13 protein-coding genes and 1 riboswitch are annotated in these 16,076 nt (G+C 73.8%); of the genes, 9 read left to right on the forward strand and 4 right to left on the reverse strand.

Annotated elements, in window-relative coordinates:
• Nucleotides 1-70: 70 nt before the first annotated feature.
• Nucleotides 71-805 (reverse strand): hypothetical protein, encoded by a 735-nt coding sequence (locus ACLQ25_RS04895; RefSeq protein ID WP_425729475.1) that lies wholly within the window; start codon nt 803-805, stop codon nt 71-73.
• Nucleotides 798-1,373, reverse strand: coding sequence for an RNA polymerase sigma factor (locus tag ACLQ25_RS04900; protein WP_425729477.1), 576 nt, complete (start codon nt 1,371-1,373; stop codon nt 798-800). The genes ACLQ25_RS04895 and ACLQ25_RS04900 overlap by 8 nt, the downstream gene beginning before the upstream one ends.
• Before the next feature lie 125 nt (nt 1,374-1,498).
• On the opposite strand from ACLQ25_RS04900, the gene ACLQ25_RS04905 reads away from it, so the two are divergent.
• The gene (locus ACLQ25_RS04905) at nt 1,499-1,834 is read left to right on the forward strand and encodes a hypothetical protein (protein ID WP_425729479.1); all 336 of its coding nucleotides are present in this window, start codon (nt 1,499-1,501) and stop codon (nt 1,832-1,834) included.
• 22 nt (nt 1,835-1,856) lie between these two features.
• On the opposite strand, the gene ACLQ25_RS04910 is transcribed toward ACLQ25_RS04905, so the two are convergent.
• Nucleotides 1,857-2,663, reverse strand: coding sequence for an inositol monophosphatase family protein (locus ACLQ25_RS04910; RefSeq protein ID WP_425729481.1), 807 nt, complete (start codon nt 2,661-2,663; stop codon nt 1,857-1,859).
• On the reverse strand, nt 2,660-3,544 hold the full coding sequence (locus ACLQ25_RS04915; RefSeq protein ID WP_425729483.1) for a DUF5919 domain-containing protein: 885 nt from the start codon (nt 3,542-3,544) through the stop codon (nt 2,660-2,662). The genes ACLQ25_RS04910 and ACLQ25_RS04915 overlap by 4 nt, the downstream gene beginning before the upstream one ends.
• A gap of 763 nt (nt 3,545-4,307) precedes the next feature.
• A riboswitch (cobalamin riboswitch) is annotated at nt 4,308-4,484 on the forward strand.
• Between the two features lie 264 nt (nt 4,485-4,748).
• Between ACLQ25_RS04915 and cobN the strand changes: the two genes are divergently transcribed.
• The 8 genes from cobN to cbiE all read left to right on the forward strand — a co-directional run.
• Nucleotides 4,749-8,417 carry a cobaltochelatase subunit CobN gene (gene cobN / locus ACLQ25_RS04920; protein WP_425729484.1) on the forward strand — a complete coding sequence of 1,223 codons (3,669 nt, stop codon included), beginning with the start codon at nt 4,749-4,751 and terminating at the stop codon, nt 8,415-8,417.
• Nucleotides 8,414-10,621, forward strand: coding sequence for a magnesium chelatase subunit D family protein (locus ACLQ25_RS04925; protein WP_425729486.1), 2,208 nt, complete (start codon nt 8,414-8,416; stop codon nt 10,619-10,621). The genes cobN and ACLQ25_RS04925 overlap by 4 nt, the downstream gene beginning before the upstream one ends.
• A 76-nt stretch (nt 10,622-10,697) precedes the next feature.
• Entirely contained in the window at nt 10,698-11,309 is a 612-nt protein-coding gene (gene cobO / locus ACLQ25_RS04930) for a cob(I)yrinic acid a,c-diamide adenosyltransferase (protein ID WP_396798282.1), read from the forward strand.
• Nucleotides 11,306-12,667 (forward strand): cobyrinate a,c-diamide synthase, encoded by a 1,362-nt coding sequence (locus ACLQ25_RS04935; protein ID WP_425729489.1) that lies wholly within the window; start codon nt 11,306-11,308, stop codon nt 12,665-12,667. The genes cobO and ACLQ25_RS04935 overlap by 4 nt, the downstream gene beginning before the upstream one ends.
• Nucleotides 12,664-13,437: a precorrin-2 C(20)-methyltransferase gene (cobI, locus tag ACLQ25_RS04940; RefSeq protein WP_425729491.1), complete on the forward strand. Its 774-nt coding sequence runs from the start codon at nt 12,664-12,666 to the stop codon at nt 13,435-13,437. Before ACLQ25_RS04935 ends, cobI begins: the two co-directional genes overlap by 4 nt.
• Complete coding sequence (gene cobM, locus ACLQ25_RS04945; protein ID WP_425729493.1) at nt 13,434-14,258, forward strand: precorrin-4 C(11)-methyltransferase; 825 nt, start codon at nt 13,434-13,436, stop codon at nt 14,256-14,258. The genes cobI and cobM overlap by 4 nt, the downstream gene beginning before the upstream one ends.
• Entirely contained in the window at nt 14,255-15,406 is a 1,152-nt protein-coding gene (locus ACLQ25_RS04950; RefSeq protein ID WP_425729495.1) for a cobalt-precorrin-5B (C(1))-methyltransferase, read from the forward strand. The genes cobM and ACLQ25_RS04950 overlap by 4 nt, the downstream gene beginning before the upstream one ends.
• A partial coding sequence (gene cbiE / locus ACLQ25_RS04955; RefSeq protein ID WP_425729497.1) for a precorrin-6y C5,15-methyltransferase (decarboxylating) subunit CbiE occupies nt 15,403-16,076 on the forward strand: 674 nt, incomplete at its 3' end. The genes ACLQ25_RS04950 and cbiE, both read left to right, overlap by 4 nt.

Below are 16,076 nucleotides of genomic sequence, written 5' to 3' on the forward strand. Positions count from 1 at the left end.
CAAACTACCTAAAATAGACAGAAAGCGATGGCCGCCACGCCAGTGGCAGCCATCGTTTAACACCAGTCACCTAGGGGAGCGAGCGGGCGATCTCGAGCGCCTCGGCCATGCCGCGCGCGCCCTCCAGCCGGTAGGTCACGCCGGCCTGCTCCCAGATCAGGGTCGACGCGGCGAGTCGGGCGGTCTCCCGGCGGATCTGCCCCGACCGGTCGACGTAGGACAGCACGTGCGGACCGTCGACCCACACGGCGAAGTCGCCGTCGACCTGCGTCCACTCCGCACCCGGCCGGCTGGTCCGCTTGTGGAAGGTCAGGTCGAGGCGACCGTCGAACGCGTCGAGACGCACCGCGCCGCCCTCGTACAGCAGCGTCGCGACCCGGTACGCGCCGGCGCCGTCGGGGTCGGCGACCGACACCCGCTCGGGCGGGCCGAGCGCGACCGGCACCCGGATCGGGAAGCGTACCGCCCGCCGCGCCTCGTCGAGCCCCACCATCCGCAGCGACGGCAGGGGTGACGGCTCGTCCTCGGGCGGCGACGGCGTGGACGACGTGACGATGCCGACGCCGGCGAAGCGCAGCACCTCGCCGACCGCGTCGGCGACGGCCGCACGCGCCGGCGGCAGCGCCGCGACCAGCAGGGCAACGAGCGCTGCCGCGGCCAGCGAGCGCCACCGACGTCGCCCGCGTACGTCGCCGACGAGCCGGTCGCGCACCCGTGCGCTCACGTCCGGCGCGGCGGGCGTGTCCAGCCAGCCGCCGAGGTCACGCAGCTCCGCTTCCAGGTCGTCCCGGGCGAGGTCATCCATGACGCACCTCCTCGTCGGCGAGCAGGGCGCGCAGCTTCGCCAGTGCCCGTGAGGTACGCGACTTCACCGTTCCCCGGGGCCAGCTGAGCATGACGCCCGTCTCCTGCTCGCCGAGATCGAGGAAGAACCGGCAGACGATCACCTCACGGTCGCGTACCGGCAGCTGCCGCAGGGCCGCCACCAGCGCGGCCCGACGCTCGCCGGCCAGGACGGCGTCGACGGCGTCATCCCCGGTGACCTCGGGCGGGGGGTTCGCCGCCGCCCGCAGGACCAGGCCGTCCCGGCGCGTGCGGGACCGGTGCAGGTTGCGGGTCTCGTTCGCGACGATCGCGAGCAACCAGGAGCGGAAGGACGACTCTCCCCGGTAACGGGACAGCTTGCGGTAGCCCTTCACGAACGCCTCCTGGACGACGTCCTCGGAGTCCGAACCGGCCCCGAGCAGCACCGCCGTCCGGTACGCGGACGCGGTGTGCCGGGCGACCAGGAGGTCGTACGCCTCCAGGTCACCGGCTCGGGCGCGGGTGACGAGCACGTCGTCGTCCAGGGGAACCTCCGGTCGGACTCGCACTGATGACACCACCCGCGCGCGTCGGGTTCCGCCCCGGCGGAGTCAGATTTCTCCCACCCGTCGTGCAGCCGATTGCCAGGAATCGGTGCTGAACTGGGAGTGGTGTCGAAGGAGAGGGGCTGGGCATGGGCTGGTTCAACCGGCGGTCTCGCCGCGGCGAGGCGACCCCGACGAAGCTGGACCGTGAGGCCACCCGGGAGGACCTCGCCGCGCTGGAGGCGTTCGTCACCAGTCGGCGGGGTGTGGAGTTCTACCTGGAACCGGAGACCACCGCCACCGACACCACCGTGGTCGCGATCGCCCACGACGGGGAGTGGATCCGTCGCCGCACCGGCACACCCCGGGCGGCGGGCGACATCGCCCGCAAGCACGCGGTGCCGCTGTACGAGGCGGCCCGCACCGGCTATCCGGAGCGGATGCGGGTGTGGAACCGGGCACACCCGGAGCGCCGCGCCCGCTGAGCCGGTCCGGCCGTGAGCGGGCTCAAGCGGGTTTCGCCTGTGTGAGTGATCGCTGGATGAGCGTGAGGACGGGTGGAAGGATCAGCTTGCCCCCACCGATCGTGGCGGCAGCGTTCACGTCGTGGGGCGTGCCGTCGATGTCGACCACCAGCGCGCCAGCCTCTCTGGCGATGACGACGCCCGCGACGGTGTCCCACGGGTTGTTGTTGAGCATGACGAACGCGTCGATCCGGCCGTGAGCCAACCAGACGAGGTCGATTGCGGCTGACCCGTGCATGCGTATCCGTTGGACGTGCCGGGTGAGTTGCTCGGTGATGGCAAGCCGCTCGGTGTTCTTCCGGCTGGCCTCGGCACCGACCGCATAGTCGCCGATGGCGACGACGGCGTCCCGGAGATCGGTGATCTGGCTGGCGCGGATGCGTCGGTTGTCGGCGTAGGCGCCGTGCCCCTGCACGGCGTGGTAGCGGCTACCGAGGAACGGGAGGTCGATGACACCAAGGACGGCGTGTGTGCGGTGGATGAGGCCGAGAGAGATCGCGCACAGGGGCGAGCCGTGGATGAAGTTCACGGTGCCGTCGACTGGATCGAGCGCCCAGGTCAGTGCGCTGGTGTCGCCGCTGCTGCCGTACTCCTCGCCGAGGAAACCGATGTCAGGCGCCTTGGCGGCCAGGTGCTCGCGGACCGCTCGCTCGATGGCGTAATCCACGTCCGAGGCCATGTCGCGGTCACCCTTGAACGTCAAAGCACCGGGCTGAAGCTTCCGCATCAGGTCGTGTGCCAGGTCAACGGCCTCCTGTGCGAGAGGGAGGAGGTGCGCGTAGTCGGTCATAGCTGGCGGCTGCGCTCCCACAGCGAGGTGAACATCTCATCGAATATCGGATAGAGACCGGAGGGGCTGGCGCTGCGCTCGATGACCAGCGTCGGGCAGTCCACCCCGCGCATCTGCGGTAGGTAGTGCTGGACAACGCAGAGGCGACCATCGATCAAGAGGACGTTGGCGCGAATGGACTCGTCGTAGACGCCGATGGCGAGGTTGTCTCGGGCATCCGCGGGGAGCCGGTCACGAATGCGGCGAGCCAGGTTCTGGATGTTGAGTTCGGTGAGCGCGCTGAGGTGTCCGTCTGGATAGTCGTCCTCCCGCTCCTGCCGCCTGATCACCTCGCCGGCCGGGTCAAGGAACAGGCAACGGAGGCGGGTGCCGGCGGCGAGGAGTTTCAGGAGGCGATTGTCGCCGTACTGCTGACAGATGAGGTTGAGTGACAGGCCGGACGCTCGGATGTCCGTGGCATGGTCGAAAAGGGCTCGCGGGGGCAGCTCCGCCATGAAATCTGATCGGCTGGAATAAATCGCGCGGACATCAGCACAGCGGTCCCGTCCTGCCGTGCTGACCTGGTGTCCGGCGAGGTCAGTGGCCGGCTCGCGTTCGCCGAGGAGAAGCGCCATGCGTGCGTGGCGTGGCATGGACAAGCCGGTGCAGATGCGGGTGAGGACATCAATGCTGCTGACCCGGCGGGCACCGCTGGTGATCTCGCTGATCTGAGCCTGGCTGAGGCCGGTGGCGACGCCGAGAGTGGTTTGGCTGGCGCGGGTGGCTCGCTGGACGAGGCGGAATACCTGAGCGACGTCGCGAGCGGCCAAGGCATCGAGCATGTCGGTGCTGTCCCAGAGCAGGTCGTCAGTGGTGAGCGCGGCAGTTGTGCGGACGCTCACGGCTGGCTCCCTTCCTGCCCGAGGGCCGAGGGCCGAGGGCCAGCTTATCCAGTAGCGGAACGGCATGCCGGCAGGACATCCGGTCGGCGGATGAAAGTTATCCATCGAGGAATCACCCACTGTGATGGATCGCGGTGGTCGTGGTGAGCAGGGTCAGGGGTGTGAGCCCACGGTCCCGCCCGCACCTGCCCACGCGTCCCGCGTGGTTGTGCCGCAACTGCGCCGCCGCGTGGCCATGTTCCCGCGCGCAACTCGATCTCGTCGCCGAGTTCTACGGCCACTCGCTGGCGCCTGGCCCTCTACCTGACGTCCTGCATGAACGAGGCCATCCACGACTTGTATGGTCTCGGCGGGCGCCCCGACCTTGCCCTGATGCACGCGCGTTTCCTCGGCTGGCTGTCGATGACCCGCCGGCCGCGCCCCTCTCAGCGAGAGTGACCCAGGCCGATCACGTGTCCGCTCCTTGGCGCCCGCCGGCGTCCGGAACGGATACGGACCTGGGGCCGGGCCCACCCGGAACGTCACGTCGCCGGCTGGGCGTCCATGACCCCCTCCCGCGGGGCGAATCGTCTATGACATCAGCTCCAAAGGGCCCGTACACACACTGCCCCGCCGTGGGATCACCGCGCCGTCGACGAACCAGTTCGGCTGCCCGCCACTGCGGCACGACGCAACCCTCCGCGCCGATATATCCGCAGGTCAATGTGGCGAGCGTCGCCGGTCGACGCCGTGGTCCGCGTTGACCGGCGGTCGGCAGGTGTGGCAGCATTCGCGGCCTGACGGCAGTGAAGGAAGTCGGTGCGATTCCGACGCGGTCCCGCCACTGTCACCGGGGAGCGATCCCCCCTCGCGAGTCACGGCCGTGTGTCTGCGGCTGGAAGGCCGGGGGAGAGCGTCGATCCGGAAGCCAGGATACTTCGGCCGTCGGGACGTACCCCAGGGCGTGGACACCCGAGGAGGACCCGATGACGCATGGCGTCTCCATCATCGACGGCCGCTGCCGTCTCCCGCACCGCAGCCGTGCTCTCGCCGCGATGGGCATCGACTCCGTTCACCGCTGAGGTCCGCACCACGCCACCCGTCGCCGCCGGCCCCACGCCGGTGAGCGGTCCGGGTCGCGGTGCCCGCTGAACCCCGCGCCCACCCGCACGTCGTCGCCGAACCGCCTTCGCGAGCGCGCCGACGTTACTGTCCGGAGCCTGCCGTGCGCATTCTGCTGCTCTCCACCGCCGATACCGACCTGCTGGCCGCCCGCGCCAGCGACGCCGACTACCGGCTCGCCAATCCCGCCCGGGTGGCGGCCGACGAGGTGCCCGCCCTGCTCCACGGGGTCGACCTCGCCGTCGTACGCCTGCTCGGCGGTCGGCAGGCGTGGCCGGACGGCCTCGCCGCCGTGCTCGCCAGCGGCGTGCCCACGGTCGTCCTCGGCGGCGAGGCGCTGCCGGACGCGGAGCTGATGGCGGTCTCCACGGTGCCGTCCGGGGTGGTCGCCCAGGCCCTCGCGTACCTGGTCGAGGGTGGTCCGGACAATCTGGGGGAGCTGGCCCGGTTCCTCTCCGACACGGTCCTGCTCACCGGGGAGGGGTTCGCACCGCCCGCGCCGACCCCGGCCTACGGCGTGTACGGCGAGCACCCCACCGAACCGGATCGTCCCACCATCGGGATCGTCTTCTACCGGGCGCACGCCCTGGCCGGCAACACCGCGTTCGTCGATGTGCTGGCCGAGGCGGTGCGCGCGGCCGGCGGCAACCCACTGCCGATCTTCTGCGGCTCGCTGCGCGGGCTGACCACCGGCGCCGGCCCGCTCGGGCTGTTCGCCCGATGCGACGCGTTGCTGGTCACCGTCCTCGCGGCCGGCGGCGCGGTCGCGGCGGACGCCTCCTCCGGCGGCGACGAGGACGCCTGGGACGTCGGCGCGCTCGCCGCCCTGGACGTGCCGGTCATCCAGGCGCTCTGCCTCACCAGCACCCGGGAGCAGTGGGCGGCCAGCGACGCCGGGCTGTCCCCGTTGGACGCCGCGATGCAGGTGGCCATCCCCGAGTTCGACGGCCGGATCGTCACCGTGCCGTTCTCGTTCAAGCAGGTCGACGCCGACGGGCTCTCGGTGTACGCCGCCGACCCCGAGCGGGCCGCCCGCGTCGCCGGCATCGCGGTGCGTCACGCCCGGCTGCGGGACGTGCCGAACGCCGACAAGCGGATCGCTGTGGTGCTCAGCTCGTACCCCACCAAGCACTCGCGGGTCGGCAACGCCGTCGGGCTGGACACCCCGGCCTCGGCGGTCCGGCTGTTCGCCGCGCTCGCCGAGGCGGGCTACGACCTCGGGGACACGCCGCCGCCCACCGACGGTGACGCGCTGATCCACGCCCTGATCGCCGCCGGCGGGCACGACGTGGAGTGGCTCACCCCGGAACAGTTGGCCGCCGCCGAGGCCCGGATACCGGGGCAGACCTACCGGCGCTGGTTCGACCAGGTGCCAGCCGAACTGCGCGAGCGGATGCGGGAGCACTGGGGCGAGCCGCCCGGCGAGTTGTACACCGAGGGCGGCGACATCGTGCTGGCCGGGCTGCGCTTCGGCAACGTGGTGCTGCTGATCCAACCGCCGCGCGGTTTCGGGGAGAACCCGATCGCCATCTACCACGACCCGGACCTGCCGCCGAGCCACCACTACCTGGCCGCGTACCGCTGGCTCGCCGCGCCGGTCGCGGACGGCGGCTTCGGCGCGGACGCCGTGGTGCACCTGGGCAAGCACGGCACCCTGGAGTGGCTGCCCGGCAAGGGCCTCGGTCTGGCCGCCGACTGCGCGCCCGACGCGGTCCTCGCGGACCTGCCGCTCGTCTACCCGTTCATCGTCAACGACCCCGGCGAGGGCACCCAGGCCAAGCGGCGGGCGCACGCCGTGGTCGTCGACCACCTGGTGCCGCCGATGGCCCGCGCCGAAACCTACGGCGACCTGGCCAAACTGGAGCAACTGCTCGACGAGTACGCCACCGTGCAGGCGCTCGACCCGGCCAAGGTGCCGACCGTGCGGGCGCAGATCTGGGATCTGGTCCGCGCCGCCGAGCTGCACCACGACCTGCACACCGAGGCGATGCCCGACGCGGACGACTTCGACGACTTCGTGCTGCACCTCGACGGCTACCTGTGCGAGGTCAAGGACGTACAGATCCGCGACGGGCTGCACATCCTCGCCGACGCGCCCACCGGAGAGCCCCGCGTCAACCTGGTCCTCGCGGTGCTGCGCGCCCCCCAGATCTGGGGCGGCGCCCAGGCCCTGCCCGGCCTGCGGCAGGCCCTCGCGGCCGCGTACGCCCTCGACGAACAGGACATGCTCGCGACGCCGGGCCAGCGGGTCGCCCTCCCGGCCGCGTTGACCGACACGGTTGACGGGCCGGCCGGTACCGCCGCCGACGCCATCGACCTGATCGAAGCCCTCGCCCGGCGGCTCGTCGTCGGCATGGAGACCCTGGGCTGGACCGCCGACACGGCCGAGGCGGTCGTCGCCGAGGTGGCCGGCCAGCCGATCCCGGACGTCGCCGCGGTGCTGCGGTTCGCCGCCACCGAGCTGGTGCCCCGGCTGGAGCGCACCACCGACGAGCTGCGCAACACCCTCGGCGCGCTCGACGGTCGGTTCGTGCCGCCCGGCCCGTCCGGCTCGCCCACCCGGGGCCTGGTCAACGTGCTGCCCACCGGCCGGAACTTCTACTCCGTCGACCCGAAGGCCATTCCCAGCCGCAACGCCTGGGACGTCGGCGTGGCCCTGGCCGACTCGCTGCTGGCCCGGCACCTCGCCGACACCGGGGCGTACCCCCGCTCGGTGGGGTTGACCGTGTGGGGCACCAGCGCCATGCGGACGCAGGGCGACGACATCGCCGAGGTGCTCGCGCTGCTGGGCTGTCGGCCGGTGTGGGACGAGCGGTCCCGGCGGGTCACCGGTGTCGAGGTAGTGCCGACGGCCGAGCTGGGTCGGCCCCGCGTCGACGTCACCGTGCGCATCTCCGGGTTCTTCCGCGACGCGTTCCCGCACGTGGTGGCGCTGCTCGACGACGCCGTCCGGCAGGTCGCCGCGCTGAACGAGCCGGACGAGGACAACTACCTGCGGGCGCACGTCGCCGCCGACCTCGCCGAGCACGGCGACGAGCGGCGGGCCACCGCCCGCATCTTCGGCTCCAAGCCCGGCGCGTACGGGGCGGGACTCCTGCCGCTGATCGACGCCCGGACCTGGCGCAGCGACGCCGACCTGGCCGAGGTGTACGCGGTCTGGGGCGGCTACGCGTACGGCCGGGGCCTGGACGGGCGGGAGGCGCGCGCCGACATGGAACGCTCGTTCGCGCGGATTTCGGTCGCGGTGAAGAACCAGGACACCCGCGAGCACGACATCGTCGACTCCGACGACTACTTCCAGTACCACGGCGGGATGGTGGCGATGGTCCGCCACCTCACCGGCACGTCCCCCGAGGCGTACGTGGGTGACTCGGCCATGCCGCACGACGTACGGACCCGCACGCTGGGCGAGGAGACCCGGCGGGTGTTCCGGGCCCGGGTGGTCAACCCGAAATGGATCGCCGCGATGCGCCGGCACGGCTACAAGGGCGCGTTCGAGCTGGCGGCCACGGTGGACTACCTGTTCGGCTACGACGCCACCGCCGGTGTGGTGGACGACTGGATGTACGAGCACCTGGCCGCCGCCTACCTGTTCGACGACACCACCCGGGAGTTCCTGGAGCAGTCCAACCCGTGGGCGTTGCGCGGCATCACCGAGCGGCTGTTGGAGGCCGCCGACCGGGGCCTGTGGGCCAAGCCCGAGCCGGCCACCCTGGAGCGCCTGCGCGACACGTACCTGGCCAGCGAGGGCGACTTGGAGGACCGGGCATGACTTACCCGTTCAGTGCGGTGCTCGGCATGGCCGACATGCGGCTGGCGTTGCTGCTCAACGCCGTGTCGCCGGCGATCGGCGGGGTCCTCGTGCGGGGTGAGAAGGGGACCGCGAAGTCCACCGCCGTCCGCGCGCTCGCCGCGCTGCTGCCCCCGGTACGGCGGGTCGCCGGCTGCCGCTTCGGGTGTGATCCGGCCGAACCCGACCCGGGCTGCCCGGACGGGCCGCACCCGGTCGGGGCGGCCGCCGAGACCGGCCCGGCGCGCCTCGTCGAACTGCCCGTCGGCGCGGCCGAGGACCGGGTCGTCGGGTCGCTGGACCTGGAGAAGGCCCTCGGCGAGGGCGTACGCGCCTTCGAACCGGGCCTGCTCGCCGCCGCCCACCGGGGCGTGCTCTACGTGGACGAGGTCAACCTGCTGCACGACCACCTCGTCGACCTGCTGCTGGACGCGGCGGCGATGGGCCGCAGCCACGTCGAGCGCGAGGGCGTCTCGGTCAGCCACGCCGCCCGGTTCCTGCTGGTCGGCACGATGAACCCGGAGGAGGGGGAGCTGCGCCCGCAGCTGCTCGACCGGTTCGGGCTGACCGTGGAGGTGAACGCCAGCCGGGACCCGGAGATCCGGGTCGAGGTCGTGCGCCGTCGGCTCGCCGCCGACGCCGACCCGGCCGGGTTCGCCGCCCGCTGGGCCGACGCCGACGCCGAGATCGCCGCCCAGGTGGCCGCCGCCCGCCGCCGGCTTCCCGGGGTACGCCTGCCGGACGCCGCGCTGCGGCAGATCGCCGAGGTGTGCGCGGCGTTCGATGTGGACGGGATGCGCGCCGACATCGTCACCGCGCGAACCGCTCTCGCCCACGCCGCCTGGCACGGCCGGGACCGGGTCACCAGCGACGACGTCCGGGTGGCGGCCCGGCTCGCCCTGCCGCACCGTCGCCGCCGCGACCCGTTCGACACGCCGGGGCTGGACGAGAAGCGCCTCGACGAGGCGCTGCAACGGGCCCAGGACGCCCATCCCGACGACCCGGACGACGACGGCCGTCCGGACGACGGCGGCTCCGCTGGCCCGCGCCCCGACGGTCCCGATGGTGGCGGCCCGGGCGGCGGTGGGGGCGGTGCGGGCGACTCCGACGACGGGCACCGCGTCGATGGGAACGGACCGCAGGGTCCGGGCCGCGACGGCGCCGACCTCGACGCGAACGGCGTGGACGCTCCGGAGCAACACGGGGCTGGTGGCAGCGGGGATGAGCGCGACACCGAGCCCGAGCCGCATTCCGCCGACGCCCGCATGGGCGAGCCCTCCGACCGTTCGCAGGCCGACGGTCAGGGCACGCGTCGTCGGCGCCCCGGGGGCGTGGGGCCGAGCGACGCCGGAAACGATCGGGACTGGGACGGCGGAGCGGTGGCCGTACCCCGGGGTGGTCTGCGGGCCCGGCTCCTCACCGCGCCCGGCGTCGGTGACGGGGTGCCGGGCCGGCGCTCCCGGGCGCGGACCGGGCGGGGCCGCACCACCGGGGCCCGGGTGCCGGCGGGCCGGGTGGGCGCGCTGCACCTGCCGGCGACGGTTCGCGCCGCCGCGCCGCACCAGGCGGCCCGGGGTCGGCTCACCGGGCCGTTGCGGCTGCGCCCGGAGGACCTGCGGGAGGCGGTCCGGGAGGGGCGCGAGGGCAACCTGGTGCTGTTCGTGGTGGACGCGAGCGGCTCGATGGGCGCCCAGCAGCGGATGGTCACCGTGAAGGACGCGGTGCTCGCCCTGCTCACCGACGCGTACCAGCGGCGGGACAAGGTCGCGGTGATCGCGTTCCGGGGCACCGGCGCGCGGACGCTGCTGCCGGCCACCTCCTCGGTGCTGGCCGCGTCGACCCGCCTGGCCGAACTGCCGACCGGCGGGCGGACGCCACTGGCCGAGGGCCTGCTCGCCGCCGCGGACCTGCTGCGGGTGGAGCGCCTGCGCGATCCGAAGCGTCGCCCCCTGGTCCTCGTCGTCACCGACGGCAGAGCTACCGCCGGCACCCGCCCGCTCGACCGGGCGGCAGGCGCGGCGGCGGTCCTCGCGGCGACGGGTGCCCCCTGCGTGGTCGTCGACTGCGAGAGCGGCCCGATCCGCCTCAACCTGGCCGCCCGCCTGGCAACCCAGCTGAGTGCCCCCGTACACGCCCTGACCACCCTGACCCACCCCCGCGATCTTGCACTTTCGGTGGCGACATGAAGGGACGAAACGCGCAGATGACCGACAGAAACTGCAAGATCGCGGGACGCATGGACACGGGACGGGGGATGGGCTGATGCCGCAGGGACAGCCGAGCCACGTGCCCGCTGACGGGTTGACGACGCGGCAGCGGCGGAATCGACCGCTACTGATCGTCCACACCGGACAGATGAAGGGGAAGTCGACGGCCGCCTTCGGGCTGGCGCTGCGGGCCTGGACGGCCGGCCTGCCGATCGGCGTCTTCCAGTTCGTCAAGAGCGCCAAGTGGCGGGTGGGGGAGGAGAACGCCTTCCGCGCCCTCGGCGAGGTGCACGAGCGTACCGGCCAGGGCGCCCCCGTGGCCTGGCACAAGATGGGTGAGGGCTGGTCCTGGATCCAGCGCGGCGGCGAGGCCGACCACGCCGCCGACGCCCTGGAGGGGTGGCGGCAGATCCAGCGGGACCTGGCCGCCGAGCGGTACGGGCTGTACGTGCTGGACGAGTTCACCTACCCGATGAAGTGGGGCTGGGTGGACGTGGACGAGGTGGTCGCCACCCTGGCCGACCGGCCCGGCTTCCAGCACGTCGTCATCACCGGCCGCGACGCCGACCCGCGCCTGGTCGCCGCCGCCGATCTGGTCGCCGAGCTGACCAAGGTCAAGCACCCGATGGACGCCGGTCAGAAGGGCCAGAAGGGCATCGAGTGGTGACCGCCCCCGCCGAACCGTTGTCGCTGCCCCGGGTGGTGGTCGCCGCGCCGGCCAGCGGCCACGGCAAGACGACGGTCGCCACCGGGCTGCTCGCCGCGCTGCGTCGACGCGGCCTCACGGTCAGCCCGCACAAGGTCGGCCCGGACTACATCGACCCCGGCTACCACGCCCTCGCCGCCGGCCGGCCCGGTCGCAACCTCGACCCGTTCCTGGTCGGGCCCGAGCGGATCACCGGCCTGCTGCGGCACGGCGCGAGCGTCCCCACGCCCGCCGACATCGCCGTCATCGAGGGCGTCATGGGCCTGCACGACGGCGCGGTGGGTCGCCGCGACTTCGCCTCCACGGCGCACGTCGCCCGGCTCGTCGACGCGCCCGTGCTGCTGGTGCTGGACACCACCGCGCAGGGCCGCTCCGCCGCCGCGCTGACCCTCGGCATGGCCGCGTTCGACCCCGCCGTACGGATCGGCGGCGTGATCCTCAACCGGGTCGGCTCGCCCCGGCACGAGAGCCTGCTGCGCGACGCCCTCGCCGAGGTGGGCGTACCGGTGCTCGGGGCCGTCACCCGCGCCGCCGAGGTCGCCGCGCCAGCCCGGCACCTCGGGCTGGTGCCGGTCGCCGAGCGGGCCCCCGAGTCCCTGGCGATCGTCACCGCCCTCGCCGAACTGGTCGAGGCCACCGTCGACCTCGACGCCGTCCTCGACCTGGCCCGGACCGCGCCGCTGCTGACCGTCCCGGCCTGGGACCCGGTCCAGGCCGTCGGTGGGCCGGCCGGCGTCGGGCGGCCACGTGTCGCGCTCGCCGGTGGTCCGGCCTTCACCTTCTCGTACGCCGAGACCGCCGAACTGCTCGTCGCGGCCGGCGCGGACGTCGTCACCGTCGATCCGCTGCGCGACCCGTCGCTGCCCGCCGGCACCCGCGCGGTGGTGATCGGCGGCGGCTTCCCGGAGGCGTACGCCGAGGCGCTGGCCGGCAACGGCACGCTCCGCGCCGAGCTGGCCGACTTCGACGGGCCGATCGTGGCCGAGTGCGCCGGGCTGCTCTACCTCGGGCGGTCCCTGGACGGCGTACCCATGTGCGGCCGGCTGGACCTGACCGCCCGGATGACCGGCCGGCTCACCCTCGGCTACCGCGAGGCGGTGGCCGTCACCGACTCACCGGTGGCCCGGACGGGCGAGCCGGTACGCGGCCACGAGTTCCACCGCACCACCACCGACCCGGGGCACGGCGAGGCGCCGGCGTGGCGCTGGAACGACACCGAGCACGGCTTCGTCGACGGCCGGGTGCACGCCTCCTACCTGCACACCCACTGGGCCGGGCACCCCGCGGCGGCCCGCCGGCTGGTCGAGGCGGCCCGATGACCGCCACGCTGACCGGCGTCGGCGTCGGACCTGGGGACCCGGAACTGCTCACCGTCAAGGCGGTGCGGGTCCTGCGCGAGGCCGACGTGGTCTTCGTACCCGTGATGGCGGACCGGGCCGGGACCAGCGCGACGACCGGTCCGACGCCCCCGGGCGCGGACGCCGGGCGGGCCGAGGCGACCGTCCGGGAGTACGTCGCGGCGGACCGGCTGCGCCGGCTGCCGTTCGCCCTCGACGACCGGGGCGGGGTGACCGCCCGCCGCACGGCGGCCTGGGACGAGGCCGCCCGGACGGTCGTCGAGGCGATCGACGCGGGCGCGGGGTCGCTGGCGTTCGCGACCATCGGCGACCCCAACGTCTACTCCACCTTCGGCTACCTGGCGCAGAGCGTGCGGGCCCTGCGCCCCACCGTGCGGGTGGCGACGGTGCCCGGCGTCACCGCGATGCAGGAGTTGGCCGCGCGCAGCGGCACCCCGCTCGTGGAGGGACGCGAACCGCTCACGCTGCTGCCGGCCACCGCCGACCCCGCGCTGTTCGCCGACGCCCTCGCCGGGCCGGGCACCGTGGTCGTCTACAAGGGCTGGCGACGGCACCCCGAGTTGTTGGCCGAGCTGCGCCGGCAGGGCCGCCTCTCCGACGCCGTGCTCGGGCGTGCACTGGGCCTGCCCGGCGAACGGATCGGCCCGGTCGACGACGCCGTGCCCGATCTGCCCTACCTGTCCACGCTGCTGGTCCCCGCCCGGCGCGCCTACCGAGGAGGAAAACTGTGACCAGCGACGGCAAGGTGTGGTTCGTCGGCGCCGGCCCGGGAGCGGCGGACCTGCTGACCCTGCGGGCCGCCCGCGTGATCGCCACGGCGGACATCGTGATCTGGGCGGCCAGCCTGGTGCACGCCGACGTGCTCGACCACGCCCGCCCCGACGCGGAGGTGATCGACTCGTCGCAACTGCCCATCGAGGGGGTGCTGCCGCTCTACGAGCGCGCCGCCGCGCAGGGGCTGACCGTGGCGCGCATCCACTCCGGCGACCCGGCGTTGTGGGGCGCGGTGCAGGAGCAACTGGACCTGTGCCGGGCGCTCGACCTGGCCGTCGAGATCGTCCCCGGGGTGTCGTCGTTCACCGCCGTGGCCGCGATCGTCGGGCGGGAGTTGACCGTGCCCGAGGTCGCCCAGTCGGTGATCCTCACCCGCCTCGAAGGCGGCAAGACCCCCATGCCGCCCGGCGAGCGGGTCCGCGACTTCGCCCGACACGGCACCACGATGGCGCTGTTCCTCTCCGCCGCCCGCTCCGGGCAGGTGCAGGCCGAGCTGCTGGCCGGCGGCTACCCGGCGGACACCCCGGCCGTCGTGGCGTACCAGGCCACCTGGCCCGACGAGCTGGTCGTGACCTGCACGGTCGGCGCCCTGGAGGCCACGGTCAAGCGGCACAAGCTGTGGAAACACACCTTGTTCCTGGTCGGACCGGCCCTCGCCGCGACGGGCACCCGCTCACACCTCTACCACCCGGGGCACTTCCACACCTTCCGTCGCGCCGAACCGGCCGCCCGCGCCGAGCTGCGCCGCGCCCGCGCCGGAGAAACAGAAACCCCATGACGTACGCCGAGCCGCCGCTGCGCGAGCCGGACCTGCCGCGTACGGCGAAGGTCCGGCCCACCGCGCTACGTACCGGCTGGACGACCGGGGCGTGCGCGACCGCGGCAGCCAAGGCGGCGGTCACCGCCCTGGTCACCGGCGAGATCCAACCGGAGGTGGAGATCGGCCTGCCCGCCGGGCGACGGGTGCGCTTCCCGGTGGAACGCTGCGAGGTGACCGGCAGCCCACCGGTGCGCGCCGAGGCGGTGGTGGTCAAGGACGCCGGGGACGACCCGGACGTCACCCACGGCGCCGAGCTGACCGCCACCGTGGACTTCACGGACGCCCCGGGGCTGCGGTTGGCCGGTGGCGCCGGCGTCGGCACCGTCACCAAACCCGGCCTCGGGCTCGCCGTCGGTGGCCCGGCCATCAACGACACGCCCCGCCGGATGATCGGCGAGGCGGTGGCCGAGGTCGTCGACCTCACCGAGGTCGGTGTGCGCGTGGTCATCAGCGTGCCCCGGGGCGAGATCATGGCCCGCAAGACCACCAACCGGCGGCTCGGCATCCTCGGCGGCATCTCGATCCTCGGCACCACCGGAATCGTTCGGCCCTTCTCCACCGCCTCCTGGCGGGCCAGCGTCGTGCAGGCCGTGCACGTCATGGCCGCCCAGGGCGAGCGGACCGTGGTGCTGTGCACCGGTGGGCGTACCGAGCGGGCCGCCCGCGCGCTGCTGCCCGACCTGCCCGAGGTGTGCTTCGTCGAGGTGGGCGACTTCACCGGCGCGGCGGTCACCGCCGCCGTCGAGGACGCGATGACCGGCGTGGTCTTCGTCGGCATGGCCGGCAAGCTCGCCAAGCTCGCCGCCGGCATCCTCATGACCCACTACACCCGATCCAAGGTGGACCTGTCCCTGCTCGGCGCGGTGACCGCCGACGCCGGTGGCGATCCGGCGCTCGTCGCCGCCGTGACCGAGGCCAACACCGGGCGGCACGCGTACGAGCTCTGGGAGGCCACCGGCCTGCTCGGCGCGGCCGGAGACCTGCTCTGCCAACGGGTCCAGGCGGTGCTGCGACGCTTCGCCGGGCCGACGGTCACCGTGGACGTGGCGATGGTCGACTTCGCCGGAGCGCGGGCCGTCGCCTCGTCCGGACGGTGGCCGCGATGAGCGCCCCGGACGCCCTGGTGGGCGGGGTGACATCGAGCGAAGCGACGGCGAGGGTGGCAGCCGCCGACGCGCTGGTGACCGTCGTCGGGCTGGACGCCGCCGGGGCGCCGCCGCATCCCGCCCTCGCCCCCGCGCTGGCCAGCGCGGGACTGGTGGTCGGGGCGGCCCGGCACCTGGCCGCGGTGCCCGTACCGGGAAGCGCGCAGACCGTCGTCCTCGGACCGCTCGCCCCGGCCCTGCGCCGGCTGGCCGACGCCGTCGCCGCCCGGGTGCCGGCCGTCGTGCTGGCCAGCGGCGATCCCGGCCTGTTCGGGATCGTCCGACGGCTGCGCGCGGCCGGGCTGCCGCTGCGGGTGGTGCCGGCGGTGTCCAGTGTGGCCGCCGCGTTCGCCCGCGCCGGACTGTCCTGGGACGGTGCGGCCGTGGTCACCGCGCACGGCCGCGACCTCCGACCGGCGCTGAACGCCTGCCGGGCGCTGCCGCTGGTCGCGGTCCTCACCGCGCCGGGGGCCGGGGCCGCCGAACTGGGCGCCGGCCTCGTCGGCTGGTCCCGACGCCTGCTGGTCGCCGAGAACCTCGGCACCGACGCCGAACGGGTGCGGGAGATGACCCCCGCGCGGGCCGCCGCCGGCACCTGGGCCGACCCACATGTCCTGCTCAGCGTCGCCGT

The sequence above is a fragment of the Micromonospora sp. DT44 genome, from assembly GCF_049841635.1.
GTDB lineage: Bacteria > Actinomycetota > Actinomycetes > Mycobacteriales > Micromonosporaceae > Micromonospora.

What these genes read in the sequence shown, in the direction of transcription:
- ACLQ25_RS04910 (WP_425729481.1), bottom strand. Translation starts at nt 2,663, where the DNA reads ATGACCGACTACGCGCACCTCCTCCCTCTCGCACAGGAGGCCGTTGAC.
- ACLQ25_RS04950 (WP_425729495.1), top strand. Translation starts at nt 14,255, where the DNA reads ATGACGTACGCCGAGCCGCCGCTGCGCGAGCCGGACCTGCCGCGTACG.
- ACLQ25_RS04905 (WP_425729479.1), top strand. Translation starts at nt 1,499, where the DNA reads ATGGGCTGGTTCAACCGGCGGTCTCGCCGCGGCGAGGCGACCCCGACG.
- cobO (WP_396798282.1), top strand. Translation starts at nt 10,698, where the DNA reads ATGCCGCAGGGACAGCCGAGCCACGTGCCCGCTGACGGGTTGACGACG.
- cobI (WP_425729491.1), top strand. Translation starts at nt 12,664, where the DNA reads ATGACCGCCACGCTGACCGGCGTCGGCGTCGGACCTGGGGACCCGGAA.
- ACLQ25_RS04925 (WP_425729486.1), top strand. Translation starts at nt 8,414, where the DNA reads ATGACTTACCCGTTCAGTGCGGTGCTCGGCATGGCCGACATGCGGCTG.
- ACLQ25_RS04895 (WP_425729475.1), bottom strand. Translation starts at nt 805, where the DNA reads ATGGATGACCTCGCCCGGGACGACCTGGAAGCGGAGCTGCGTGACCTC.